This is a genomic window from Lactobacillus kefiranofaciens (assembly GCF_014656585.1).
GTDB lineage: Bacteria > Bacillota > Bacilli > Lactobacillales > Lactobacillaceae > Lactobacillus > Lactobacillus kefiranofaciens.
In genome coordinates, this window is sequence record NZ_CP061341.1 from 326916 (window position 1) to 353666 (window position 26751).

Below are 26751 nucleotides of genomic sequence, written 5' to 3' on the forward strand. Positions count from 1 at the left end.
AATGCGTTTGACAGAGATTTTAAAACAAGATCAAGATTTAAATAATTTTATTGCAAAAACTAAACAAGTAAAGAATTCACTAATCACTGGCGCTAATGCCGGTGCTTTTAGTCTACTCTTAAAACAGATTGTATCTGAACTTAAAGCACCTCTGATTTTGGTTGAAGAAAATGAGAGTAAGGCACAAAACTTATATGGAGAATTAAGCGCTATCTTAGCAGAAGGAACTGCGCAAATCTTTCCTGTAGATGCAACTATTGCTACACAAACAGCAGTTAGTTCTCCTGATGAATTGAGTAGCCGTATTCAGGTGCTTAATTTTTTATTGAGTGGAAAACCAGGTATCGTAGTTACGACACCGCAAGGTTTGCAATATAAATTGTCAAATCCAGCAGATTTTGCTCAAGCAAGACGAATTTTTGCGCCAGAAAAGGAATATGAACTTCCCGAATTGAATAGTTGGCTAGTGCAATCAGGCTATCATAAAGAAGCTTTAGTTGCTAAACCAGGAGAATTTGCAATTCGTGGGGATATTTTAGATATTTATCCGTTAGATCAAGAGAATCCGGTTAGAATTGAATTTTTTGGTGACGAAATTGATACAATTAAAGAATTTGATTTAGCCACCCAGCGCAGTCAAAAAGAAATCGATCAGGTAGAAATTGCGGCTGCTCAGGATCGAGTTTTTTCTAGTGCTGCTATTCAAAAAGCTGCTGAACAGATAAAAAAGGATATGGCAGATGCACCTGCGCCAGATAAAGCGGTGAAAGATCATTTTACTGTAGTCTTAGATGATTTGAATGCTGGGGGACTGCCTAAAAGCTATGCATTTTTGGTTGATTATTTAATTGCTAAGCCAAGCAGCTTGGTAGAATATTTGGCTAAAAATGGGCAAATTTTATTAGATGATTTGCCTTTAATCAAGCAAGCTGTAGAAACCGTTGATCAGCAGAACGCAGCTTTTATTGATGATGAATTGAAAACTGGTGCGATGCTACCGAAGCAAAGTTTGCGTTTTGACTATGATAAAGTTCTATCTAAAGATAAGCACCATCGAATCTATTTTTCATTATTTCAAAGAAGCATGGGGCGTCTGCGTTTAGGGCAGATGCTTAACTGGCAAACACGGGAACCTGAACAGTTCTTTAGCCAGATGCCTTTGATTAAAACTGAATTGGAATCTTATCGAAAAAGTGGTCAAACGGTTATTTTGCAGGCTGATAATGAAAAAAGAGCTCGTCAGATTGATCAAACAATGGTTGATTTTGGCCTGAATTTGCCAATTGTTAGCCGAAATGAAATCGTTGAAAAACGAGCACAAATTGTGGTTACCGGTTTTACAAGCGGTTTTACTTTGCCATCAGTCAATTTAGTTTATCTGACTGAACGAGAATTATTTAATAAACGACCACACCGTAAAAAGCGTATTAAAACCTTAGAAAATGCCCAAAGACTACGTAATTATACTGAGTTAAAACCAGGTGATTATGTTGTCCATGTTAATCATGGGATTGGCCGCTTTGAAGGGATTAAAACTTTAGAAAACAATGGGGTCAAGCGTGATTATATCACCATTACTTATCAGCACGGCGATCAGCTTTTTGTTCCAGCGGATCAACTGAGTTTAGTTCAAAAATATGTGGCTTCTGAAGGGAAAACGCCGCATATCAACAAACTAGGTGGCAGTGAATGGGCTAAGACTAAGCGTAAGGTTCAATCTAAGGTTGAGGATATCGCCGATGAATTAATCGATCTTTATGCTAAGCGTGAATCGGAGAAGGGTTTTGCCTTTTCACCAGATGATGATTTGCAGAAGAAGTTTGACGATGCTTTTCCGTATCCAGAAACACCAGACCAATTGCGGTCGATTAAAGAAATTAAAGCAGATATGGAAAAACCGAAGCCAATGGATCGCTTACTAGTTGGGGATGTTGGTTTTGGCAAAACTGAAGTAGCACTTCGGGCAGCATTTAAGGCTATTCGAGATAATAAACAAGTAGCCTTTTTAGTACCAACTACTATTTTGGCGCAGCAGCATTATGAGACCATTCAGGATCGTTTTAAAGACTTTCCGGTGAATACAGCAATGTTGTCCCGTTTTCAAACCCCAGCTGAATCCAAAGAGATTATTGACCAACTTGAAGCAGGCAAGATTGACTTAGTGGTGGGGACACACCGTCTGCTATCAAAAGACGTTCATTTTAAGGATTTAGGTCTGTTAATTGTTGACGAAGAGCAGCGCTTTGGCGTTAAGCATAAAGAAAAGCTTAAACAGCTGAAGGCAAATATCGATGTTTTAACATTAACTGCCACGCCAATTCCGCGGACTTTACACATGTCAATGGTTGGCGTGCGTGATTTATCTGTCATGGAGACACCGCCACAAAATAGGTATCCAATTCAAACTTATGTAATGGAACAGATTCCGAGCGTAGTAAAAGACGCATGTTTGCGTGAAATGCAGCGTGGTGGTCAAGTCTTTTATTTGCATAATCGAATTGGCGATATTGATGAAACTGTAGAAAAACTGCAGCAGCTTATTCCGACAGCGCGCATTGCTAGTGCCCATGGACGAATGAGTCAGAATCAATTAGAGGATGTCTTATACCGCTTTTTAAACGGGGAATTTGATATTTTAGTAACTACTACGATTATCGAAACTGGAATTGATATGCCCAATGTTAATACAATGATTATTGAAGATGCGGATCATTATGGGTTGAGTCAGCTCTATCAGCTGCGGGGCCGCATTGGACGTAGTGCACGTTTAGCTTATGCTTATTTTCTTTATCAGCCTAATAAGGTTTTAACTGAAGTTGGTGAAAAACGACTAGATGCAATTCGTGACTTTACTGAATTAGGGTCAGGTTTTAAGATTGCGATGCGTGATTTATCTATTCGCGGAGCTGGCAATATGTTAGGTGCACAGCAGCATGGTTTCATTGATAGCGTAGGGTACGATTTGTATTCACAAATGCTGAGTGATGCGATTAAAGTTCGGAAAGGCAAAAAGGCGGCCAAAAAGTCTAACGCTGAGATCGATTTACAATTAGAGGCCTATATTCCTGATACTTATATTGGTGATCAGGAAGAAAAGATCGAATTTTATAAAAAGATCAAGACTGTTAATAGCCAAGAAGAATTAAATAAGATCGAGGATGAATTAATTGATCGTTTCGGCGATTATCCAGCAGCTGTAGAGAATTTATTAGCTATTGCTGGGTTAAAAGTTGACGCTGATTTAGCGCAGGCGTTAAATGTAATCAAAACTGGCAATAAGATTAAAGTGGAATTTAACGTTGCTGCTTCGCATGAATTAGAAGGCCCGAATATTTTTAGAGCACTTGAGCATGTTAGTTTAAAAGCTCGAATCAGTATGAGCCCAGAAAAGCGCATGGTAGTATTGTTATTGTTGCCAGATGGCATGAAGAATCGAGTTTTATTTAATGAATTAGCCACCTTTTTAGGTGCTGCGAGTGATATTATTCAAAGATGATGTGAAAGGAAGACGACAGTGAGAATCGATAAATTTTTAAAGGTTTCTAGATTAGTTAAAAGAAGAACCGTGGCCAAGGAAATGGCAGATCAAGGCCGAATTAAAGTAAATGGCAGAGTAGTTAAGTCAAGTTACGATGTTAAAATCGATGATTTAATTGAGATTGGCTATGGCGCTAGAACAATTAAAGCCAAGGTGTTGAATATTCGCGAAACTACTAAAAAGGCCGAAGCAAGCGAACTTTATGAATTAGTTGATTAATGACTTTTAACCCAATCGTTGTTATACTTAACTTATATATTTGTTTAAGTAACAGAGGATTAAAAAAATGAATCATGGTCCACGTATTTATAATTCGCTCAGTCCAGAGGAGCAGAGAGCGCGTATTCAGCGTCGACAGGCTAAGAGAATCAAGGAAGTACATCGTGTACGGCTAAATAGAATAATTGCTATTTTTGCGATTGTTTTCGTTGCTTTTGGTGTGCAAATTGCCATTAAGATTTCTCAAACAGGTCGTCTTAATAATCAAGTTCAAGCTGAAAAGAAGACTTTAACTAAAGTAAAAGAGAAGAGACGTAATTGGGCTACTAAGAGAGAAGATCTTAAGGATCCAAATTATGTTGCTAAGCTGATTCGTTATAAATTTTATTATTCTAAGTCAGGAGAAAAAGTTTATAACGTGCATGAAGGAAATGATGATAACTGATGAAGAAATATCAAGCCGGTAATCGGGTTACAGGAGTAATTAATAATATTACCGATTTAGGTATTTTTGTGACTTTGCCTAATAGACATTCTGGGTTAGTGCATCATAGTGATTTTGGCAATAATTGGCCTCGTCAGCGACGCCAATATCAAATTGGTGATCATATTCGTGTGGTAGTGGTTCATATTCATAAGGGTAAGTTTAACTTATCGGTTGCACGGGTGAATGACCCTAAGCTAATTGATCACGATAATCAGTTTTCGACTACTAAAGCAGCTGATTTTAATCGAGTTTTAAACCAGACAAATGAAAATGCTAAAAAAGAGATTGCCCAATTAAGGCAAGTCTTAACTAAAAATTAATCAAATGACCTGTAATGGGTCATTTTTTGCTAGACAAATGAAATTAATTGATTTTTTTAAACAGAATAAAATTGACTTAGTTAATAAAAAAATAGTGGTGGCAGCTAGCGCCGGGCCAGATTCAATGGCCTTGTTAGACATGTTGGTTAAAATGCAGGAAAAAATGCATTTTAAGGTACTTGTAGCGCATTTTGATCATCAATTACGTAATGATAGCCAGCAAGAAACGGAAGTATTGCAAAATTATTGTGAAAAAAATAAAGTGTCGCTCTTTTGGGCTAAGTGGGATAAGCATCCTACAAGCGGTGTTGAGGCAGCGGCTAGGAATGCACGGTATGCTTTTTTAACTCGAATTGTCAAAAAAGAGGGTGCAGCTTATTTGTTAACAGCGCATCATGGTGATGATCTGCTGGAAAATATTTTGCTTAAGTTTATTCGCTCTGGTAATCCAGAAGAAATGAATAGCTTGCAAGCCGTGGGCCAAATGAATGGCGTGGCTTTGGTGAGACCATTTTTAGCTTACAGCAAGCAGCAGCTGTTAGAATATGATCAGGAATATGGAATTAATTATATTGTTGATTCCACTAATCGAGCGGATGAGACAATGCGCAATCGGCTGCGTCATCACGTGGTACCTTTATTAAAAAAAGAAAATCCTGCTTTGCTTGCGAATGCTTTGCGCTTTAGCCGGCAGATGCATGAATTAACAGATTTTGCTAATAAAAGAATTGTACAAATAGGCAAAACGACTAAGTTTTTAACTGCTTATCGAATTGAGAGCCAACAGTTAGCTAATTTAACTGAGTTAGAACGAAAAATTTTCTGGCAGAGAATTATTTGGCAAAAATATCAGCGCCGCGTTAATCAGAATTTAGGCAATTTTGTGGTAATTGAATATCAGGGTTATTTTTATTTATTGAAAAAAGAAAAAAAGGTAGTAGTTCAGCCTAAAAAGATCTTGCTAGATCAGCCATTTATGTTTAAAAATAGAAAGTTTATTTTGACTACTACGAAAAAGCCGGAGATGCAATCAATTGGAGACTTTTGGTTTAAGAAGAACTCGTGCTTTGCGGCGGGGTCATTAATTCCAGAAAAGAAATTATTGCTTAAAAACGGTCAATTAACTAAAGCTAAAAAGAAATTTGCGGAAAACGCGATTCCACTAGCTTTGCGTCCATTATGTTTGACGATTTATACGGATAACGAGCCAGTTTGGGTAGAAAAAACTTATCAAAATCAAAATTGGCTTTCCAATGCCAAACATTATTTTCTATATGAACTTTAAAGAATCACTAAATTAGTTGAAAATATTAGTGGTAGCAACCTATTTTGTGATAAAATTTTAAACGTATAACTTAAAGACTTTGCGGAGGTTTTTTATGAAGAATAACCGGAATCGGCTGTTATCGAACGGCCTGTTCTACATAGTTGTGTTCCTTCTGCTCCTATGGGGAATCAACTGGGCACTCGGCGGCTCTAACAATGGTGGTAGTTCTGAGAATATCAGCTATTCACAATTTGTTAAAGATTTGCGTCAAGGCAAAGTTAAAAACTTTAGTGTTCTGCCCGCTAATGGTGTTTACACTGTTTCGGGTAGTTACAAGAATGCACAAACAACAAAGAATCAATCAAATAGCAATTTTGATTTCTTTAGTAATAATTCCAGCAGAAAAGTTTCACGCTTCTCTACTACCATGTTACAGAATGATTCTACCGTTTCTAACGTGCAAGACTTGGCACAAAAGAGTAATGCTCGGATGACGACTCAAGGAGAATCACAATTTGGCAATTGGATCTCAACCATTGTCATGCTTGTACCAACTGTTTTGTTCATTGTCATGTTATGGATGATGATGAACCAAGGCGGTGCTGGACGTGGTGGTGGCGGCGGAATAATGAATTTTGGCCGCTCACATGTTAAGCCAGAAGATCCTTCTAAGAACAAGGTTCGTTTCTCTGACGTAGCCGGTGAAGAAGAAGAAAAACAAGAATTAGTTGAAGTAGTTGAATTCCTAAAAGATCCATCTAAATATACTAAGTTGGGCGCAAGAATTCCATCAGGTGTTTTACTTGAGGGTCCTCCTGGTACTGGTAAGACGTTACTTGCTCGTGCCGTAGCTGGTGAAGCTAATGTACCGTTTTACTCAATTTCAGGTTCAGACTTTGTTGAAATGTTTGTTGGTGTTGGTGCTAGTCGTGTACGTGACTTGTTTAACAACGCTAAGAAGAATGCACCAAGTATTATCTTTATTGATGAAATTGATGCGATCGGTCGTCGTCGTGGCAATGGTACCGGTGGCGGTAACGATGAACGTGAACAGACATTGAACCAATTATTAGTTGAAATGGATGGTTTTGAAGGCGACGAAGGCGTAATCGTGATCGCCGCAACTAACCGTTCTGATGTCTTGGACCCAGCCTTGCTTCGTCCTGGTCGTTTTGACCGTAAAGTTTTAGTGGGTCGGCCTGATGTTCGTGGACGTGAAGCTATCTTGAAGGTTCATGCTAAGAATAAGCCACTTGCTCCTGATGTTGACTTAAAAGAAGTCGCTCGACAGACACCTGGCTTTGTAGGTGCTGATTTGGCTAATGTTTTGAACGAAGCCGCTTTAGTTGCCGCTCGTCGAAATGGCACTGAGATTACTGCTTCAGACATTGATGAAGCTGAAGATCGAGTTATTGCTGGACCTGCTAAGAAGGATCGCTTGATCGCTGAACCTGAAAGACGTCGGGTTGCTTTCCATGAAGCTGGGCACTCTATCTGTGGTTTGGTTTTAAGTGATTCACGGACGGTTCGTAAGGTAACTATTGTGCCCCGTGGTCGTGCCGGCGGTTACAACATCATGCTGCCAAAGGATGATCAATTCATTTTGACCAAGAAGCAATTGTTTGAACAAATTGTTGGTTTGATGGGTGGTCGTGCTGGTGAAGAAGCAACTATTGGCGATAAGTCAACTGGTGCTTCTAATGACTTTGAACAGGCTACTGCAATTGCACACAGCATGGTAGTTAACTACGGTATGACAGATTCATTAGGAATGGTTGAGCTTGAAAAAGAAGGCGAAACCAATCCATACGGCTTTAAGCCATACAGTGAGGCAACTTCTGCTAAGATTGATGAAGCTGTTAAGAAGATCTTGGATGAAGGTCATGCTAAGGCTCTTGAAATCGTCAAAGAAAATAAGGAAAAGCACAGAATTATCGCTGAAGCTTTGCTTAAGTATGAAACTTTAAACGAAAAGCAAATTATGTCCTTGTACAAGACTGGCAAGATGCCTGAAAAGGATGCCAACCAATATCCAAGTGAATCTAAGGCTTCAACTTATGAAGAAGCAAAGGCTGCTGCAGAAAAGCGAGAAGTCGAAAAGGCTGAACAAAAAGATGCAGATCAAGCATTAGCTGAACAAGAAAAGAATACCTTAGAAACTCCATCAGAGAAGAATCATGATGTTGAAGAACATAATGTGGAAAATCCTGAGAAGAATAAAACTACACCTAATTCAACTCCGGATTCTACTTCAGATGATGAGCATAAGGATAACTAATAAAAATGGGGCCTGAAGAGGGCTCTATTTTTTTAGAGAGAAGGATAAACATGAATGACTATTTAGTAAAATCAATTGATAAAACTAAAAATCTACGCTTGCTTACGATTACAGCCAAGGGTGTAGTAGGAGAAGCACAAAAGAGACATGATCTTTGGTCAGCATCTGCTGCAGTATTGGGCCGTACATTGGTTGGTTCCCTTTTATTAGCTGGAGCTGAACTAACTGATAAGGAAGAATTAACGGTTAGACTATTAGGCAACGGTCCAGTGGGTCCAACTATTGTCACAGCTACTGCCGACTTAGGCGTTAAAGGTTATGTGAAAAATCCCCATATTGCTTTACCACCTAAAAAAGATGGACATATCAATGTAAAAAAGGCAGTTGGTCAAGGTTGGCTAGAAGTAACCAAAGATTTAGGCTTAAAACAGCCTTATACTGGTCAAGTCCCAATTGTTTCTGGTGAAATTGCAGAAGACTTTGCCTACTATTTGACTAAATCTGAACAAATTCCGTCAGCTGTTGGCTTATCAGTCTTTGTCAATCCTAATAATTCGATTGGTGAAGCAGGTGGTTTTATGTTGCAAGCTTTGCCTGGTGCTAGTGATGCTTTAATTACTGAAACAATCAAACGGATTAAGGCTCTGCCAGCTCTTTCTAGTTCATTCTTAGATGGTATGACTCCAGAAGATTTAGCGCGTAAGATTCTAGGTACTGATTGTAAGATTTTGGAAAAAGATGATGTAGCATTCAAATGCGATTGTTCTAAGGAAAAATATGCTGGCATTCTTGAAACCTTAAAGAGCTCAGAATTAAAAGCAATGATTGACCAAGATCACGGCGCAGAGCTTACTTGCAATTTCTGTGGTAATAAATATAATTACACTGAAGACGAATTAAAGGCTATTTTAGCTAAAAAACATGATGAAAAAGACTATTAATTAAACTAAGAGGCTCTAAGGCTTTGTCCTGCGGGGCTTTTTTGATATTATAGTAGGGTATTTGAAAGGATGATTTGGTGGATAACAGCTGGAAAATTCGCGATATCACCATTCCAAACCGAGTTGTTGTTGCGCCGATGGCGGGAGTCTCGAACTCAGCATTCCGCGTTGTCTGTAAGGAATTCGGAGCTGGGTTGGTTGTTTGCGAAATGATTTCTGATCATGGAATTATTTATGGAAATAAAAAGACTTTGAGCATGATGGACGTTGATCCCCGTGAACACCCAATGAGCATTCAGATCTTTGGTGGTAGCGAGGAGACGCTGCTTCAGGCAGCTCAATATATCGATCAACATACCGATGCAGATATTATTGATATTAATATGGGTTGCCCTGTCCCTAAGGTTACTAAGACCGATGCTGGCTCTAAGTGGCTGCTTGATTCAAACAAGATTTATCAAATGGTGCATGCAGTTGTGCAGAATGTCCAAAAGCCGGTTACCGTTAAAATGAGAATTGGCTGGGATCGCAAGCATATTTTTGCCGTAGAGAATGCACTAGCTGCGCAAGAAGCAGGTGCCAGCATGGTTGCCATGCACGGCAGAACGCGTAAGCAGATGTATCAAGGCGAAGCTGACTGGGGCGTATTGCATGATGTTGCGCAGGTCTTGGATATTCCGTTTGTGGCTAATGGCGATATCAGAACGCCCGAGCTTGCTAAAAAGGCCTTGAATGAAATTGGCTGTACTGCCGTTATGGTCGGTCGAGCTGCATTGGGCAATCCTTGGATCTTGAAGGATATGGTACACTATTTAGAAACAGGCGAAACTTTGCCGCCACAAACCGTGCGTGAAAAGGTTGAGACGGCTAAGCATCAGCTTCATGCTTTGGTAAAAATTCATGGAGAAAAACGTGCTGTACCAGAATTTCGGCAACAAGCTGCATACTATTTGAAGGGAATTCCCCGTTCGGCCCGTACTCGTGCTAAAATAAATGAGGTCTGGACGCGTCAAGATGTGTACGACTTGCTTGATAATTTTGTTGATGAATATGAAAAAAGAGAAAAAGCTCGTGCTGCACGACGCGTGACAATGAACAATTAATGGAGGAAAAGATAAATTGGCAAAGAACGAAATGAACGACCAATTACGTGTTCGTCGTCAAAAGATGGACGAAATGCGTGAAAACGGAATCGAACCATTTGGTCAAAGAAAATTTGATCGTCAAGACTTGGCAAGTACTTTAGAAGAAAAGTACGGCAAGGAAGACAAGGATGAATTAAACGATGATATGCCTAAGACCAAGATTGCAGGTCGTATGCTTGCAAAACGTGGTAAGGGTAAGGTAGGTTTTGCTGACCTTTACGACCGTACTGGCAAGATTCAAATTTACGTACGTAAAGACATCGTTGGCGAAGACAATTACAAGATCTTCAAGAAGTCAGATATTGGTGACTTCTTGGGTATCGAAGGTGAAGTTATGAAGACTGATACTGGCGAGCTTACTATCAGAGCTCTCCACGTAACCTTCTTATCAAAGGCTCTTCGTCCTTTGCCAGATAAGTACCACGGCTTGAAAGACGTTGAAGCGATTTACCGTCAACGTTACCTTGACTTGATCACTGACCGTGAAAGCTACATGCGTTTTGTTCACCGTACTCAAATTATCCAAGCTATTCGTGACTACTTGAATGGTCAAAACTTCTTGGAAGTTGAAACTCCAGTATTGCACAACATTCCCGGTGGTGCTGAAGCTCGTCCATTTATTACTCACCACAACGCTTTGGACATCGATCTTTACATGAGAATCGCTTTGGAATTACCACTTAAGCGTTTGATCGTGGGTGACATGGAACGTGTTTACGAAATTGGTCGTGTATTCAGAAACGAAGGTTTGGATACTCACCACAACCCAGAATTTACTGAACTTGAAAGTTACGCAGCTTACTGGGACTTCCACGATGTAATGAACGAAGCAGAAGGCATTATTCGTGCTGCCGCTAAGGTTGTTATTGATGACGGCAAGGTTACTTACCAAGGTACTGAAATTGACTTAGGCAAGCCATTCCGCCGCGTTCATATGGTTGATTTAATCAAGGAAAAGACTGGCGTTGACTTCTGGAAGCCAATGACTCTTGAAGAAGCAACTAAGATTGCCGAAGACCATGATATCCACGTTGAAAAATTCTGGAAGGTTGGTCACATTATCAACGCCTTCTTTGAAAAGTATTGTGAAGAAACTATCGTTGACCCAACCTTCGTTTACGGTCACCCAGTAGAAATTTCGCCACTTGCTAAGAAGAATGCCGACGATCCAAGATTTACTGACCGTTTTGAAATTTACATTATGGGTGAAGAATACGGTAACGCCTTCTCAGAATTGAACGATCCTGATGACCAACGTGCTCGTTTTGAAGCTCAAATGGAAGAACGTGAAGCTGGTAACGACGAAGCCGACATGATCGATGAAGATTACCTTCGCACAATGGAATACGGTATGCCACCTACAGGTGGGTTGGGTATCGGTATTGACCGTTTGGTAATGCTTTTGACTGATGCCCCAGCTATTCGTGATGTCTTGCTCTTCCCAACAATGCGTCCTGAAAAGGTTGAATCAATTGATGCGGAAGTTAAGGCTGACTTGGCTAAGAAAAATAAAGAAAATAAATAGTTTGATTTAAGAAAATAAGTCTTATATCTGTGCTTATGCATGGGTATGAGGCTTTTTTGATACGGAACAACAAATGATTAGCAATATTTCTATTTTTTACAAAAAACACTTGCAAATGAGCGAGCATTTGCTATAATTATATTTGTTGTTGCGGAAGTAGTTCAGTGGTAGAACATCACCTTGCCATGGTGGGGGTCGCGGGTTCGAATCCCGTCTTCCGCTCCAAGATGAAAGGCTCACCGAGTGGTGAGTCTTTTTTTAACGGGAAATGGCTCAGTTTGGTAGAGCGCTGCGTTCGGGACGCAGAGGTCGCAAGTTCAAATCTTGTTTTCCCGATATTGTAAGCTGTCTGTTAGGACAGCTTTTTTATTTTTGCTATAATGAAACCCAAAAACTATAGGGGATGTATATATGTCAGCAGCTACTAAGGAAGAATATGAATTGTTAGTTAGTCAAGCTAAAGCATTAGTTGCAGGTGAAACCGATTGGATTGCTAATACTGCTAATCTGTCTGCACTTTTGTTTAATTCACTACATAATGTGAATTTTGTAGGGGTTTATCGCTACGAAAATGGCGAGCTGATTTTAGGACCGTTTCAAGGGATGCCGGCCTGTGTTCATATTCAAATGGGTAAAGGTGTCTGCGGCACTGCAGCAGCTGAAGAAAAAACACAGATCGTGCCTAATGTACATGAATTTGCAGGTCACATTGCCTGTGATAGTGCTTCTAATTCAGAAATTGTGGTGCCGCTTTTTAAGAACAATCAATTATGGGGTGTATTTGATTTTGACTCTACTGAATTGCATAATTTTGACGAATTAGATAAAAAGTACTTAACTGAAATTGGAGATACAATTTTTAATTAAAAAACAAATTATTTTACTTACTAACAAAATAAAAGTAAAATACCATAGCGTATTTAAAGGGTGGTGTTTGTATGGAAAACTCATATAGTAAAAGCGTAAATCAAGCATTGAAAATCGCACGAGAACAAGCACAAAATTTCCATCATCGCTTAATTGGAACAGAACATGTTTTATTGGCCTTAGTGATTGAAACTGAGGGTAAGGCAGGTAAAATCTTGCGTTCATGGGGGCTAACTCCAACCGCTGTACGTGAAGAAATTGAACGATACACTGGTTATGGCTCTGCCGCTAAGACAAGTTATATGGAAATGTCTCCTCGGTTAAGTTTGGCATTAGATTATGCCAAGAGACAAGCTGATCAAGATGGCTTTAAGGAAATCCAAACCAATCATGTTTTGTTAGGAATAACAGCTAGTGAACAGGTTTTGTCGGCTATGATTCTTAAGAATCTAAATGTAGACATTAGTCGTTTACGTCAAGATGCGATGGATAGTTTGCAGCAAGAGCAAGATTTTGGCGATTCTGCTAATTGGCTTGGTGGCAATGGTAATACTGATGTGAATCAAAAGAAGCAGAAGAACAGTACGACACCAACTTTGGATAAAGTTGCGGTTAATTTGAATCAACGTAGTCGTGAAGGCAACATTGATCCGGTAATTGGTCGTCAGAAGGAAATTAAACGAGTTATTCAGATTTTATCGCGTCGTACTAAAAATAATCCTGTTCTGGTAGGTGAACCTGGTGTTGGTAAGACTGCTGTAGCTGAGGCGATTGCAACTGAGATTGTTAACAAAAGAGTTCCGGAAGATTTGCTTAATAAGCGAGTTATGGCCTTGAACATGGGTAATTTGGTCGCAGGGACTAAATACCGTGGCGAGTTTGAAGACAGAATGAAGAAAATTCTGGATGAAATTGCCAAAGATGGTAAGGTAATTCTTTTTGTTGACGAAATGCATACTTTGATTGGCGCTGGTGGCGCTGAAGGAGCAATTGATGCTTCCAATATTTTGAAGCCGTCATTAGCACGTGGTGATATTCAAATGATTGGTGCAACGACCTTTGATGAGTATCAAAAATATATTGAAAAAGATCAAGCTTTAGCACGTCGTTTTCAACAAGTACGCTTAAATGAGCCTTCTAGAAAAGAGGCTCTAGCAATTTTGCAAGGGCTAAAGCCTAAGTATGAAAAATTCCACTGGGTTACAATTTCTGAGGCTAGTTTGGAAGATGCGGTTGATTTATCTAGTCGCTATATTTCGGATCGCTTTTTACCAGATAAGGCGATCGATTTGGTTGATGAAGCCAGCGCCGCAGTGAAGATTCGCAACAACGTCGGTTCCGATAATAAGCTGATTCAGATTGATGACAAGATTAAAAAATTGATCACTGAAAAGAATGAAGCCGCAGCTAGTCAGAACTTTGTTAAGGCGGCTGAACTTCAAGACACGCAGAACAATTTGCAAGTACGTCGAGAAAAAATGATTGATAACTTGCATGATAAGGCCAGTGCTAATGCGGTGGTTGAACCAGAAGATATTGCAAAGGTGGTTTCTGATTGGACCGGCGTGCCGGTTACTCAAATGAAGCGTAATGAGAGTAAGCAATTAGCTAACTTGGAAGGCATTTTACATAAGCGAGTTATCGGTCAGGATAAGGCTGTTTCAGCTGTTGCTCGTGCTATTCGCCGTAGCAGAAGTGGTATTAAGGATGAACGTCGTCCAATTGGTTCATTCCTTTTCTTAGGCTCAACCGGTGTTGGTAAGACTGAGTTAGCTAAATCCGTTGCAGCTACAATGTTTGGCTCAGAAGATAATTTGATCCGACTTGATATGTCGGAATATATGGATCAAATTGCTTCCAGCAAGTTGATTGGCTCAGCTCCTGGCTACGTTGGTTATGAAGAGGGCGGCCAGTTGTCGGAGCAAGTACGTCGCCATCCATATTCAGTTGTTTTGCTTGATGAAGTAGAAAAAGCTCATCCAGATGTCTTTAACTTACTCTTGCAAGTTCTTGATGAAGGATTTTTAACTGATTCTAAGGGCAGAAAAGTTGATTTTAGAAATACAATTATTATTATGACTTCTAACTTAGGTTCACGTTCTCTGTTTGATAGCAATGCTGTTGGTTTTAATGCAGACAAAATTGATCAAGCTAAGGCTCGTCAAGCCAAGGTAGAGCAAGCGATCAAGCAATTCTTCCGTCCAGAATTTTTGAACCGAATCGATGAGACAATTGTCTTTAATGAATTAACCAAAAAGCAATTGCGCGAAATTGTTACTCTGCTTACGCATAAATTGGTGGTACGTTTACAAAAGAAAGGCGTTACGCTTAAGTTATCACGTGCTGCTTTGGATAAAATTGTCAAAGATGGCTATGATCCAGAAAATGGTGCTCGTCCACTTAGAAGGGCTATTCAAAACGATATCGAAGATAAGGTAGCAGAAATGCTGATTACTGGTGAAATTAAAGATGGTGATACGTTAAAGATCGGCAGTCATCAGGGTCATTTAAAATTTGAAGTAGTTAATGCAAAAAAAGAAGTTGCAAAAGTCAAGTGATATCAGGCATTTAGCCTTGACAAACTTAAAAAAATAGCATATACTTTTTGATGATTTAAAAAGACTGAGATTCAGGATTTTGCTGATCTATTGTCCAGCAAAATGATAAGGGCAAAAACGACAATTCGTTGTTTTTGTCTTTTTTATGCCTAAAATTGCAGTTTTTTGAATTTGTAACAGAAATGTAATATTTGCTTTCTTAGACAGAAAGGATGTTTTTCCTTGTTAAATGGACACGTAGTGAACTACGGTAAACATCGTACCAGACGTAGCTTCTCCCGCATTAAGGAAGTATTGAAGTTACCTAACTTAACCGATGTACAAACCGAATCATATAAGTGGTTTCTTGATAAAGGCATTAAAGAAGTCTTCGACGACATTATGCCAATCAGTGACTTCTCAGGTAAGCTTTCATTAGAATACGTTGGCTATAAATTGCAAAAGCCAAAGTACACCGTTGATGAAGCTCGTAATCATGATGCAACTTATGCCGCACCAATGCACGTTACTTTGAAGTTGACTAACCAAGAAACTGGTGAAATTAAGACCCAGGATGTATTCTTTGGCGATTTGCCATTAATGACCGAATCAGGTTCATTTATTGTTAACGGTGCCGAAAGAGTTATCGTTTCACAATTGGTAAGATCTCCAGGTGTATATTACACTGGCGATTATGACAAGAATGGTCGTCAAATCTTTGGTACTACAGTTATTCCTAACCGTGGTGCTTGGCTTGAATACGAAACTGATGCTAAGAATGTATCTTACGTTCGTATTGACCGTACTCGTAAGTTGCCACTTACTGTATTGATTAGAGCTATGGGAATTGGTTCTGACAGTGACATCCTTGACATGTTTGGTCAAACCGATACCTTGCAATTTACTTTGGACAAAGATGTTCATAAGAACCCAGCAGACTCACGTGTCGCTGAAGCTTTAAAGGATATTTATGAAAGACTTCGTCCAGGTGAACCAAAGACGACTGATTCATCACGTTCACTTTTATATGCTAGATTCTTTGACCCACGTCGTTATGATTTAGCTCCTGTTGGTCGTTACAAGATCAATAAGAAGCTATCACTTAAGAACCGTTTATACGGTCAAACTTTAGCAGAAACTTTAGCAGATCCTGACACTGGTGAAATCATCGCTAAGAAGGACACTGTAGTTACTCACGAAGTAATGGATAAATTGGCTCCATACCTTGATCGCGATGACTTCAAGATGGTAACTTACCAACCTTCAAAGGAAGGCGTATTACCAGATCCTATTACAGTTCAAGAAATTAAGGTCTACTCAAAGGTTGATCCTGAACGTGAAGTTAAGTTAATGTCTAACGGTCATATTGCCGCAGATGTTAAGCATTTAACTCCAGCTGATGTTTTAGCTTCAATCAATTACTTCTTTGCTTTGCAAGACAGCATCGGTACTACTGATGATATCGACCACTTAGGTAACCGTCGTATTCGTCGTGTTGGTGAACTTCTTCAAAACCAATTCAGAATTGGTTTGGCAAGAATGGAACGTGTTGTTCGCGAAAGAATGTCAATCCAAGATCCATCAACTGTTACTCCACAACAATTGATCAACATTCGTCCAATTGTTGCAAGTATCAAGGAATTCTTCGGTTCCTCACAACTTTCACAGTTCATGGACCAACACAACTCATTGGGTGAATTGACTCACAAGCGTCGTATGTCAGCCTTAGGGCCTGGTGGTTTGACTCGTGACCGTGCCGGATATGAAGTTCGTGACGTTCACTATACTCACTACGGTCGTTTATGTCCTATTGAAACGCCAGAAGGTCCTAACATTGGTTTGATCAGCTCTCTTGCTTCATACGCAATCATTAACAAGTATGGTTTCATCGAAACTCCATACCGTCGTGTATCTTGGAAGACCCACAAGGTTACCGATAAGATCGACTACTTGACTGCTGACGAAGAAGATAACTACATCATTGCCGGTGCTAACACTCCTTTGAACGATGATGGTTCATTTAAGAGTGATTTGATTTTAGCTCGTCAAAAGGAAGACAACGTCGAAGTTACTCCAGATAAGATTGACTACATGGACGTTATTCCTAAGCAGGTTGTTTCTGTTGCTTCAGCATGTATCCCATTCCTTGAAAACGATGACTCTAACCGTGCCTTGATGGGTGCCAACCAGCAACGTCAGGCTGCTCCTTTGATTAATCCACACGGCTCACTTGTTGGTACTGGTATGGAATATCGTGCTGCTCACGATTCAGGTGCTGCATTAATTGCTAAGGCTGCTGGTACTGTTGAATACGTTGATGCTAACGAAATCCGTGTCAGACGTGAAGATGGTACTTTAGACAAGTACGTACTTGAAAATTACCGTCGTTCAAACAACTCTAAGTCATACAACCAAACTCCTAACGTTAAATTAGGTGACCATGTTGACGTAAGCGATATAATTGCCAATGGTCCAACTATGGATCATGGTGAACTTGCATTGGGTCAAAACCCACTCATTGCTTTCATGACTTGGAACATGTACAACTACGAAGATGCCATCATGCTTTCAGAACGTCTGGTTAAGGATGACGTTTACACCTCAATCAGTATTGAAGACTACGAATCAGAAGCACGTGATACCAAGCTTGGTCCTGAAGAAATTACCCGTGAACTTCCTAACATTGGTGATGATGCTTTGAAGGACCTTGACGCTGATGGTGTTGTTCGTATCGGTGCCGAAGTTCATGACGGTGATATTTTGGTAGGTAAGGTAACTCCTAAGGGTGTAACCGAATTATCTGCTGAAGAAAGATTGCTTCACGCTATCTTTGGTGAAAAAGCTCGTGAAGTTCGTGATACTTCACTTCGTGTACCACACGGTGGTGGCGGTATCGTTCAAGACGTTAAGGTTTATACTCGTGAAGCCGGCGATGAACTTTCACCAGGTGTCAACACCATGGTTCGTGTCTACATTGCGCAAAAGAGAAAGATTCAAGTTGGGGACAAGATGTCTGGTCGTCACGGTAACAAGGGTACGGTTGCTGCCGTTGTTCCTGAAGAAGATATGCCATACTTGCCAGATGGTACTCCAGTAGATATTTGTTTGAACCCAATGGGTGTTCCATCACGTATGAACATTGGACAGCTTCTTGAATTGCACTTAGGTGCAGCTGCTCGTCAATTGGGTATTCACGTAGCAACTCCAGTATTTGATGGTGCTAGTGAAGATGATGTTTGGGACACAGTTCGTCAAGCCGGCGTAGATAAAGATGGTAAAACTGTTATCTACGATGGCCGTAGCGGTGAGCCATTCCACAACCGTGTATCAGTTGGTGTTATGCACTACTTGAAACTTACTCACATGGTTGATGATAAGATCCATGCTCGTTCAATTGGGCCTTACTCATTGGTTACTCAACAGCCTTTAGGTGGTAAAGCTCAGTTTGGTGGTCAGCGTTTTGGTGAAATGGAAGTTTGGGCTCTTGAAGCTTATGGTGCTGCTTACACATTGCAAGAAATTTTAACTTACAAGTCAGATGACGTTGTTGGTCGTGTAAAGGCATACGAGGCTATTGTTAAGGGCGAAAGAATTCCAAAGCCAGGTGTTCCAGAATCATTCCGTGTTCTTGTTAATGAACTTCAATCATTAGGTTTGGATATTCGTGTTCTTGATATAAACCATAAAGAAATTGAACTTCGTGATATGGATGAAGATTCAAATGAACACTTGAATATTGATTCTTTATCACGCATGGCAGAAGAACAAGAAAAGAAGAAGTTAGCCGAAGAAACTGGAAAATCAGAAGATAAAAAAGATGATAAAGAAACTGCAGATAAGCCAGTAGCTCCTGCAGATGAATCTGACGGAAAAGTTTCTAAATAGTAGGAGGTTAAACTTTTGATCGACGTAAATAAATTTGAAAGTATGCAAATTGGTCTTGCATCACCTAACAAGATCAGAAGCTGGTCATATGGTGAAGTTAAGAAGCCAGAAACCATCAACTATCGTACTTTAAAGCCTGAAAAAGATGGTCTGTTTGATGAAAGAATCTTTGGACCAACTAAAGACTGGTCATGTGCTTGTGGTAAGTACAAGGGTGTTAGATATCGTGGCATCGTTTGTGACCGTTGTGGCGTTGAAGTTACCTCTTCTAAGGTAAGAAGAGAACGGATGGGTCACATTGAATTGGCTGCTCCTGTAACTCACATTTGGTATTTTAAGGGTATTCCATCACGTATGGGTTTAGTCTTGGATATTTCTCCAAGATTGCTTGAAGAAGTTATCTACTTTGCTGCATATATCGTAATTGATCCAGGTGATACTGATCTTGAACCTAAACAATTACTGACTGAAGCAGAATATCGTGAACAAAAGGCTAAATACGGCAACCGTTTTGAAGCTAAGATGGGTGCCGAAGCTATTCGTGAATTGCTTAAGAAGGTTGACCTTAACAAAGAAGTTAAGGATTTGAAGAAAGAACTTCAAACTGCAACTGGTCAAAAGCGTACTCGTGCAATTAGACGTTTGGATATTTTGGACGCATTTAAGAACTCAGGCAACAAGCCTGAATGGATGGTCATGGATGCTGTCCCAGTTATTCCACCAGACCTTCGTCCAATGGTTCAACTTGAAGGTGGTCGTTTTGCTACCTCTGACTTAAACGATTTGTACAGACGAGTTATTAACCGTAATAATCGTTTAAAGAGATTGCTTGATTTAAACGCTCCAAGCATCATCGTTCAAAACGAAAAACGTATGCTTCAAGAAGCTGTTGATGCTTTGATCGATAACGGTCGTCGTGGCCGTCCAGTTGTTGGACCAGGTAACCGTCCACTTAAGTCATTGTCACACATGCTTAAAGGTAAGCAAGGTCGTTTCCGTCAAAACTTACTTGGTAAGCGTGTTGACTACTCAGGTCGTTCAGTTATCGATGTTTCACCAAAATTGAAGTTCTATCAATGTGGTGTTCCTCGTCCAATGGCTTTGGAATTATTTAAGCCATTCGTAATGCACGAATTAGTTAAGCGTGGAATTGCTTCTAATATTAAGAATGCTAAGCGCAAGATTGATCGTGAAGACGATGATATTTGGGATGTACTTGAAGACGTAATCAAGGAACGTCCAGTTCTTTTGAACCGTGCGCCTACTCTTCACCGTTTGAGTATTCAGGCTTTTGAACCAATTTTGGTACCAGGTAAGTCAATCAGACTTCACCCATTAGCTTGTGAAGCCTACAACGCCGACTTCGATGGTGACCAGATGGCCATTCACGTTCCACTTTCAGACGAAGCTGTTGCTGAATCACGTTTGTTAATGTTAGCTGCTCACCATATTTTGGCTCCTAAGGATGGTAAACCTATCGTTACTCCATCACAGGATATCGTTTTAGGTAACTATTGGTTAACACAAGCTGAACGCGGTCGTGAAGGCGAAGGCATGATCTTCAGTTCACCAGCTGAAGCTGCTGTAGCATATGCAAATGGCGATATTCACTACCATACTATTATTGGTATGTCAGCAGATGCTATGCCTAAGAAGCCATGGCCTAAGGGACATGAACACGGCATTTTCATTACTACTTACGGTAAGATTGTGTTCAACCAATTGTTCCCAGATGACTACTTCTACATCAACGAACCAACTGAAGAAAACTTGAATAACCCATTAGCTGCTAAGTACTTCTTGGGTGAAGGCGAAGATATTCACGAAAAGATTGATCAAATCGGTGATGATTTAATCGCTACTCCATTCAAGGGTAGCTGCTTGTCAGATTCTATTGCTACTATCTGTAAGTACTATAAGGTTCAAAGAACTTCAGAATACCTTGATGACTTAAAGAAGTTAGGTTACACTAGTTCAACTACTTCAGGTATTACCATTGGTATGACTGACGTTCCTGAAATTCAAGACAAAGATGAAAAGGTAGCTAAAGCCCGTAAGCAAGTTGACGTTGTTTCTAAGCAATTTAGACGTGGTTTGATTACTGAACAAGAACGTCACGATCGAGTAATTAGCATTTGGAATGCATGTAAGGATGAAATCCAAAATGAAATTGCTCAAATTCACGCTCCACGTAACCCAATTTCAATCATGGCCGACTCAGGTGCCCGTGGTAACATTTCTAACTTTACTCAGTTAGCTGGTATGCGTGGTTTGATGGCTACTCCTAACGGCGGTTTGTTTGAAATTCCTGTTACCTCAAACTTCAAGGAAGGCTTGTCAGTACTAGAATTATTCATGTCCACTCACGGTGCTCGTAAGGGTATGACTGATACTGCTTTGAAGACCGCTCAGTCAGGTTATTTGACTCGTCGTTTGGTTGATGTTGCTCAGGATGTCATTATTCGTGATGATGATTGTGGTACCGACCTTGGTATTACAGTTAGCGCCATCATGGAAGGCGACGAAATGATCGAACCATTATTTGATCGTTTGCTTGGTCGTTTCACCGCTGAAACTGTTAAGGATCCAGAAACTGGTGAGGCTATCGTTGGCAAGGATGTCATGATGGACGAAAAGATGGCTCACAAGATTTGTGATGCTGGCGTAACCCACGTTAAGATTCGTTCAATCCTTACCTGTGATACTCCACATGGTGTATGTCGTAAGTGTTATGGTATGAACTTGGCTACTGGTGAAGAAGTTGAAGTCGGTGAAGCAGTTGGTACTGTTGCTGCACAATCAATTGGTGAACCTGGTACTCAGCTTACTTTGAGAACTTTCCACAACGGTGGTGTTGCCGGTGCTGAAGATATTACTCAAGGTTTGCCTCGTGTTCAAGAATTGTTCGAAGCACGTAACCCTAAGGGTCGTGCAACCATTTCTGAAGTAGATGGTGTAATTGATTCAATTCAAGAAAACCCAGCAGAACATACTCGTGAAATTACTGTTAAGGGCAAGATTGATACTAGAAGCTATAGTGTTCCATATACTGCTTCAGTTGCTGTAGCTGAGGGTGATTACGTTCACCGTGGTGATAAGCTAACTCTTGGTTCTGTTGACCCTAAGGAATTGATCCAAGTAACTGATACTTTGACCACTGAAGAATACATCTTGGCTGAAGTACAAAAGGCCTACAGAATGCAGGGTGTAGATATTGCCGACAAACACGTGGAAGTATTGACTCGTCAAATGTTGCAAAAGGTTCGTGTCCTTGACCCAGGTGAAACCGATATTCTGCCAGGTGAGGTTATGGATATTGGCCAATTCAGAGATCGTAACAAGGAAGTTATCATTTCTGGTGGTATTCCAGCAACTGCTCAAAGTGTTATCTTGGGTATTACTAAAGCTGCTTTGGAAACTAACAGTTTCTTATCAGCTGCTTCATTCCAGGAAACTACGCGTGTTCTTACTGATGCTTCAATTAGAGGCAAGAATGACCCACTTCTTGGTCTTAAGGAAAACGTTATTATTGGTAAGATTATTCCAGCTGGTACTGGTATGCCTGTATATCGCAATATGGAACCTGAATCAGATGTTAAGAAACCAGATTCAGTTTACTCAATTGCCGATATTGAAAAGCAAATGAAGGAAAAAGACAAAGCTAAACAAAAATAGCATAATATAAGAAAAGCGTTTCTACTCGCAAATGAGCGGAAACGCTTTTTCTTTTTACAAAAATTGTGTAATTATGAGTCCAATTAAAATATAAGGAATGAACGGATAATGATAATTAGTTGCCCTTGTATCAATTAAATAAATCAGAATCAATAATATGGAAGCAAAAAGAAGAACTAGATTAGTAATTGAAGGCGTGAAGTATAATGCAATGATGAGGTAGATAAGCAAATCACCACTTCCCATGTTTTGCTTAAAAATATTCCAGCTAAAGACTAAGATAAGTAGTAAGAGAGAAAGCCAGTCAATTAATTGAAAACAGGGGATTTGATTGTCAATTAGAATTACTAGAAATGCTGGGAAAATTAATGGCAAATCGAATTCTTTTTGTTGATAATCAGCAATTGCTACTAAAAATAATGAAAATAATAAAATTCCAGTTAAAAGACCCGCTTTACTACTAAAGTCAATTAAACAAAAAGCAAAACCACCGAGCAATTCGAAGAAAAATAGTTCAGGTGGAATTTTTGTTTTGCAATACTTGCAGCGGCCTTTTAGCAATAAAAAAGAAATAAGTGGTAATTCATCAAGTAGTGATAATTCAAAATGACAGTTATCACAACGTGAGCGCGTCAGTATAAAATTTTGAGTAGTATAACGTTGATAAAATACGCAAGCATGGGATGCTAAACAACATCCGATTAAAAAATTAGTAAAAGTATAAAATGAATACAAAAAATCACCTCATTATTTATTACGCAAAAAAATTGTATTTTTTCTTTTTATTTTAAAAAAGTTTGATTTCTAATAAAATCCGAGTACAATAGTGTTTGTATGTTTTGAACAGTCTATTCGTGAGTCTAAAAAGAAACTCCCGGATGTGTGAACAAAATAGTAATTTTTAGGAGGAAAAATTAATGCCAACCATTAATCAATTGGTAAGAAAAGGCCGTCATTCAAAGGTTACTAAATCAAAGTCACCTGCTTTGAATTACAGCTACAATAGTATGAAGAAGGAATCAGTATTCAACCCAGCTCCACAAATGCGTGGTGTTGCAACTCGTGTTGGTACTATGACTCCAAAGAAGCCTAACTCAGCTTTACGTAAGTATGCTCGTGTTCGTCTTTCAAACTTAATTGAAGTTACTGCCTACATCCCAGGTGAAGGCCACAACTTGCAAGAGCACTCAGTCGTATTAATCCGTGGTGGTCGTGTAAAGGACCTTCCTGGTGTTCGTTACCACATTGTTCGTGGTGCCCTCGATACTGCTGGTGTTGACGGCAGAAAGCAAGGCCGTTCTAAGTACGGTACTAAGAAAGATTAAAGGAGGAGTTAAATAATGCCTAGAAAAGGTCACGTAACTAAGAGAGACGTTTTAGCAGATCCAGTTTACAACTCAAAGCTTGTTACTAAGTTAATCAATCACTTAATGGTTGACGGTAAGAAAGCTAAGGCATCTTCAATCCTTTACGATGCTTTCAACATTGTTCAAGACAAGACTGGTAAGGAACCACTTGATGTATTTGAAGAAGCTATGAACAACGTTATGCCAGTTTTGGAAGTTAGAGCTCGCCGTATCGGTGGTTCAAACTACCAAATCCCAGTTGAAGTACGTCCTGAAAGAAGAACTACTTTAGGTTTAAGATGGCTTGTTTCATACGCTCGTTTACGTAACGAACACACTATGGATGAACGCTTAGCTAACGAAATTATTGATGCTTCAAACAACACTGGTTCAGCAGTTAAGAAGCGTGAAGATATTCACCGTATGGCTGAAGCTAACCGTGCATTCGCACACTACCGCTTCTAATTCGTTCGTTTTAATTTAAGGAGAGAATAATTTATGGCTAACAAGCGTGAATTTCCATTAGAAAAGACACGTAACATTGGTATCATGGCCCACATCGATGCGGGTAAGACTACCACTACTGAACGTATCCTTTACTACACTGGTAAGATCCACAAAATTGGTGAAACTCACGAAGGTGATTCACAAATGGACTGGATGGATGAAGAAAAGGAACGTGGTATTACCATTACTTCTGCAGCTACTACTGCACAATGGAAAGATCACAGAATTAACATCATCGACACCCCAGGGCACGTTGACTTCACTATCGAAGTAGAACGTTCACTCCGTGTTCTTGATGGTGCCGTAACTGTTCTTGATGCTCAAGCCGGTGTTGAACCACAGACTGAAAACGTATGGCGTCAAGCTGAAGCATACGGTGTTCCTCGTATTGTTTTTGTTAACAAGATGGATAAAATCGGTGCTGACTTTGATAAGTCAGTTAAGTCATTGCATGAACGTTTAAACGCTAATGCACATGCCGTTCAAATGCCTATTGGTGCTGCTGATACTTTTGAAGGTGTTATCGACTTAATCAACATGGTTGCTGACATCTATGATGAAGACAAGCTTGGTTCTAAGTGGGATACTGTTCCGGTTCCAGATCAATACAAGGCTGAAGCCGAAAAGCGTCGTGGCGAATTGATTGAAGCCGTTGCTGATGTTGATGACGGCATTATGGAGAAGTACCTTGGCGGTGAAGAAATTTCTAACGATGAATTAAAGGCAGCTATCCGTAAAGCCACTATTAACTTGGAATTCTTCCCAGTATACGCTGGTTCAGCATTCAAGAACAAGGGTGTTCAAATGATGCTTGATGGTGTTATTGACTACTTACCATCACCACTTGATGTTAAGCCTTATGTTGCTCATGATCCTAAGACTGGTGATGAAGTTGAACTTAGAGCTAACGATGATGAACCATTTGCTGCTTTGGCATTCAAGATTGCTACTGATCCATTCGTAGGTCGTTTGACTTTCATCCGTGTCTACACTGGTTCTCTTGAATCAGGTTCATACGTATTGAACGCATCAAAGAATTCACGTGAACGTGTAGGTCGTTTACTTCAAATGCACGCCAACGAACGTAAGGAAATCCCAGAAGTATTCTCAGGCGATATTGCTGGTGCCATTGGTTTAAAGAACACCACTACTGGTGATTCATTAACTGATCCTAAGCGTCCACTTATTTTGGAAAGTTTGAAAGTCCCAGATCCAGTTATCCAAGTATCAGTTGAACCTAAGTCAAAGGCTGATCGTGATAAAATGGATGTTGCTTTGCAAAAACTTACTGAAGAAGACCCAACCTTTAGAGCTGAAACTAACCCAGAAACTGGTCAAACTTTGATTTCAGGTATGGGTGAGCTTCACCTTGACATCATGGTTGAACGTATGAGACGTGAATTTAACGTTGATGCTAAGATTGGTGAACCACAAGTTGCCTACCGTGAAACCTTTACTAAGGAAGCTAAGGCACAAGGTAAGTTTGTCCGTCAGTCAGGTGGTAAAGGTCAATACGGTGATGTTTGGATTGACTTTATTCCTAACGAAGAAGGCAAAGGCTACGAATTCGAAGACGCTATTGTCGGTGGTGTTGTTCCTCGTGAATTCATTCCTTCAGTTGATCAAGGTTTGCAAGAAGCTATGAAGAATGGTGTTCTTGCAGGTTACCCATTGATCGACGTTAAGGCTAAGCTTTACGATGGTAGTTACCACGAAGTCGACTCATCAGAAGCTGCCTTCAAGGTTGCTGCATCATTTGCTTTAAAGAATGCTGCTTCTAAGGCTGGTGCTGTTATCTTGGAACCAATTATGAAGGTTCAAGTAACTACCCCAGAAGAATACTTAGGTGACGTTATGGGTTCAATCACTGCTCGTCGTGGTACCATGGAAGGTATGGAAGACAGAGCCGGTGCTAAGATCATTAACTCATTTGTTCCACTTTCAGAAATGTTTGGTTATGCAACTACTTTGCGTTCATCAACTCAAGGTCGTGGTACATTTACGATGGTATTTGATCATTACTCACCAACTCCTAAGTCAATTCAAGCTGAAATCATTAAGAAACGTGGCGGAGACGCTGAATAATTTTTAATTGTTTTAGCTTATTGAAAGCAATTACACTATAAAAAAGAGTTATCGGAAAAATCCGGTGACTCTTTTTTTGAAAATAAATTTTGAAAAAATCTCCTTAAACCTTGATATTTAAGGAAAGAC

The 26751-nt window shown here is 39.8% G+C and carries 17 protein-coding genes and 2 tRNA genes; 18 read left to right on the plus strand and 1 reads right to left on the minus strand.

Annotated elements, in window-relative coordinates; all coding sequences use genetic code 11:
• Nucleotide 1: 1 nt before the first annotated feature.
• The 15 genes from mfd (at nucleotide 2) to rpoC (ending at nucleotide 22684) form a co-directional block, all read left to right on the plus strand.
• Nucleotides 2–3496, plus strand: coding sequence for a transcription-repair coupling factor (gene mfd / locus ICI50_RS01595; RefSeq protein ID WP_056940898.1), 3495 nt, complete (start codon nucleotides 2–4; stop codon nucleotides 3494–3496).
• An 18-nt stretch (nucleotides 3497–3514) separates the two neighbouring features.
• Nucleotides 3515–3757, plus strand: a complete 243-nt coding sequence (locus tag ICI50_RS01600; RefSeq protein ID WP_013855321.1) for an RNA-binding S4 domain-containing protein — start codon at nucleotides 3515–3517, stop codon at nucleotides 3755–3757.
• 67 nt (nucleotides 3758–3824) lie between these two features.
• Nucleotides 3825–4202 carry an FtsB family cell division protein gene (locus ICI50_RS01605; protein WP_013855322.1) on the plus strand — a complete coding sequence of 126 codons (378 nt, stop codon included), beginning with the start codon at nucleotides 3825–3827 and terminating at the stop codon, nucleotides 4200–4202.
• Nucleotides 4202–4564, plus strand: a complete 363-nt coding sequence (locus ICI50_RS01610; RefSeq protein ID WP_013855323.1) for a S1 RNA-binding domain-containing protein — start codon at nucleotides 4202–4204, stop codon at nucleotides 4562–4564. Before ICI50_RS01605 ends, ICI50_RS01610 begins: the two co-directional genes overlap by 1 nt.
• A 37-nt stretch (nucleotides 4565–4601) precedes the next feature.
• The gene (tilS, locus tag ICI50_RS01615) at nucleotides 4602–5849 is read left to right on the plus strand and encodes a tRNA lysidine(34) synthetase TilS (RefSeq protein ID WP_013855324.1); all 1248 of its coding nucleotides are present in this window, start codon (nucleotides 4602–4604) and stop codon (nucleotides 5847–5849) included.
• A 94-nt stretch (nucleotides 5850–5943) separates the two neighbouring features.
• Nucleotides 5944–8109, plus strand: coding sequence for an ATP-dependent zinc metalloprotease FtsH (gene ftsH / locus ICI50_RS01620; RefSeq protein WP_054640138.1), 2166 nt, complete (start codon nucleotides 5944–5946; stop codon nucleotides 8107–8109).
• 50 nt (nucleotides 8110–8159) lie between these two features.
• Entirely contained in the window at nucleotides 8160–9050 is an 891-nt protein-coding gene (hslO, locus tag ICI50_RS01625) for an Hsp33 family molecular chaperone HslO (protein ID WP_013855326.1), read from the plus strand.
• 77 nt (nucleotides 9051–9127) lie between these two features.
• Nucleotides 9128–10153, plus strand: coding sequence for a tRNA dihydrouridine synthase DusB (gene dusB, locus ICI50_RS01630; protein ID WP_013855327.1), 1026 nt, complete (start codon nucleotides 9128–9130; stop codon nucleotides 10151–10153).
• A gap of 16 nt (nucleotides 10154–10169) precedes the next feature.
• Nucleotides 10170–11720 (plus strand): lysine--tRNA ligase, encoded by a 1551-nt coding sequence (lysS, locus tag ICI50_RS01635; RefSeq protein WP_188891830.1) that lies wholly within the window; start codon nucleotides 10170–10172, stop codon nucleotides 11718–11720.
• 150 nt (nucleotides 11721–11870) lie between these two features.
• Nucleotides 11871–11945: transfer RNA gene (locus ICI50_RS01640), tRNA-Gly, on the plus strand.
• Between the two features lie 37 nt (nucleotides 11946–11982).
• Nucleotides 11983–12056 (plus strand) — tRNA-Pro (locus ICI50_RS01645).
• Nucleotides 12057–12131: 75 nt separating this feature from the next.
• The gene (locus tag ICI50_RS01650; protein WP_188891832.1) at nucleotides 12132–12587 is read left to right on the plus strand and encodes a GAF domain-containing protein; all 456 of its coding nucleotides are present in this window, start codon (nucleotides 12132–12134) and stop codon (nucleotides 12585–12587) included.
• 71 nt (nucleotides 12588–12658) lie between these two features.
• Complete coding sequence (locus ICI50_RS01655) at nucleotides 12659–15145, plus strand: ATP-dependent Clp protease ATP-binding subunit (RefSeq protein ID WP_013855330.1); 2487 nt, start codon at nucleotides 12659–12661, stop codon at nucleotides 15143–15145.
• 222 nt (nucleotides 15146–15367) lie between these two features.
• Nucleotides 15368–19009 carry a DNA-directed RNA polymerase subunit beta gene (gene rpoB, locus ICI50_RS01660; RefSeq protein ID WP_188891834.1) on the plus strand — a complete coding sequence of 1214 codons (3642 nt, stop codon included), beginning with the start codon at nucleotides 15368–15370 and terminating at the stop codon, nucleotides 19007–19009.
• A 15-nt stretch (nucleotides 19010–19024) separates the two neighbouring features.
• Nucleotides 19025–22684: a DNA-directed RNA polymerase subunit beta' gene (gene rpoC, locus ICI50_RS01665; RefSeq protein WP_188891836.1), complete on the plus strand. Its 3660-nt coding sequence runs from the start codon at nucleotides 19025–19027 to the stop codon at nucleotides 22682–22684.
• Nucleotides 22685–22738: 54 nt separating this feature from the next.
• Here the strand turns inward: rpoC and ICI50_RS01670 are convergent, their stop codons facing one another.
• Complete coding sequence (locus tag ICI50_RS01670; RefSeq protein ID WP_013855333.1) at nucleotides 22739–23419, minus strand: prepilin peptidase; 681 nt, start codon at nucleotides 23417–23419, stop codon at nucleotides 22739–22741.
• Between the two features lie 182 nt (nucleotides 23420–23601).
• Here ICI50_RS01670 and rpsL point away from each other — a divergent pair, with 182 nt between their 5' ends.
• The 3 genes from rpsL to fusA are packed head-to-tail and all read left to right on the plus strand — an operon-like array spanning nucleotide 23602 to nucleotide 26622.
• The gene (gene rpsL, locus ICI50_RS01675) at nucleotides 23602–24009 is read left to right on the plus strand and encodes a 30S ribosomal protein S12 (RefSeq protein ID WP_007126796.1); all 408 of its coding nucleotides are present in this window, start codon (nucleotides 23602–23604) and stop codon (nucleotides 24007–24009) included.
• A gap of 15 nt (nucleotides 24010–24024) precedes the next feature.
• Complete coding sequence (gene rpsG / locus ICI50_RS01680; protein ID WP_013855334.1) at nucleotides 24025–24495, plus strand: 30S ribosomal protein S7; 471 nt, start codon at nucleotides 24025–24027, stop codon at nucleotides 24493–24495.
• Between the two features lie 33 nt (nucleotides 24496–24528).
• Nucleotides 24529–26622: an elongation factor G gene (fusA, locus tag ICI50_RS01685; RefSeq protein ID WP_188891838.1), complete on the plus strand. Its 2094-nt coding sequence runs from the start codon at nucleotides 24529–24531 to the stop codon at nucleotides 26620–26622.
• Nucleotides 26623–26751 lie beyond the last annotated feature (129 nt).

Excerpts from the sequence above, each read along its gene's own strand:
- mfd (WP_056940898.1), top strand. The coding sequence starts at position 2 with ATGCGTTTGACAGAGATTTTAAAACAAGATCAAGATTTAAATAATTTT.
- ICI50_RS01605 (WP_013855322.1), top strand. The coding sequence starts at position 3,825 with ATGAATCATGGTCCACGTATTTATAATTCGCTCAGTCCAGAGGAGCAG.
- ICI50_RS01610 (WP_013855323.1), top strand. The coding sequence starts at position 4,202 with ATGAAGAAATATCAAGCCGGTAATCGGGTTACAGGAGTAATTAATAAT.
- tilS (WP_013855324.1), top strand. The coding sequence starts at position 4,602 with ATGAAATTAATTGATTTTTTTAAACAGAATAAAATTGACTTAGTTAAT.
- ftsH (WP_054640138.1), top strand. The coding sequence starts at position 5,944 with ATGAAGAATAACCGGAATCGGCTGTTATCGAACGGCCTGTTCTACATA.
- hslO (WP_013855326.1), top strand. The coding sequence starts at position 8,160 with ATGAATGACTATTTAGTAAAATCAATTGATAAAACTAAAAATCTACGC.
- ICI50_RS01650 (WP_188891832.1), top strand. The coding sequence starts at position 12,132 with ATGTCAGCAGCTACTAAGGAAGAATATGAATTGTTAGTTAGTCAAGCT.
- ICI50_RS01655 (WP_013855330.1), top strand. The coding sequence starts at position 12,659 with ATGGAAAACTCATATAGTAAAAGCGTAAATCAAGCATTGAAAATCGCA.
- rpsL (WP_007126796.1), top strand. The coding sequence starts at position 23,602 with ATGCCAACCATTAATCAATTGGTAAGAAAAGGCCGTCATTCAAAGGTT.
- rpsG (WP_013855334.1), top strand. The coding sequence starts at position 24,025 with ATGCCTAGAAAAGGTCACGTAACTAAGAGAGACGTTTTAGCAGATCCA.
- fusA (WP_188891838.1), top strand. The coding sequence starts at position 24,529 with ATGGCTAACAAGCGTGAATTTCCATTAGAAAAGACACGTAACATTGGT.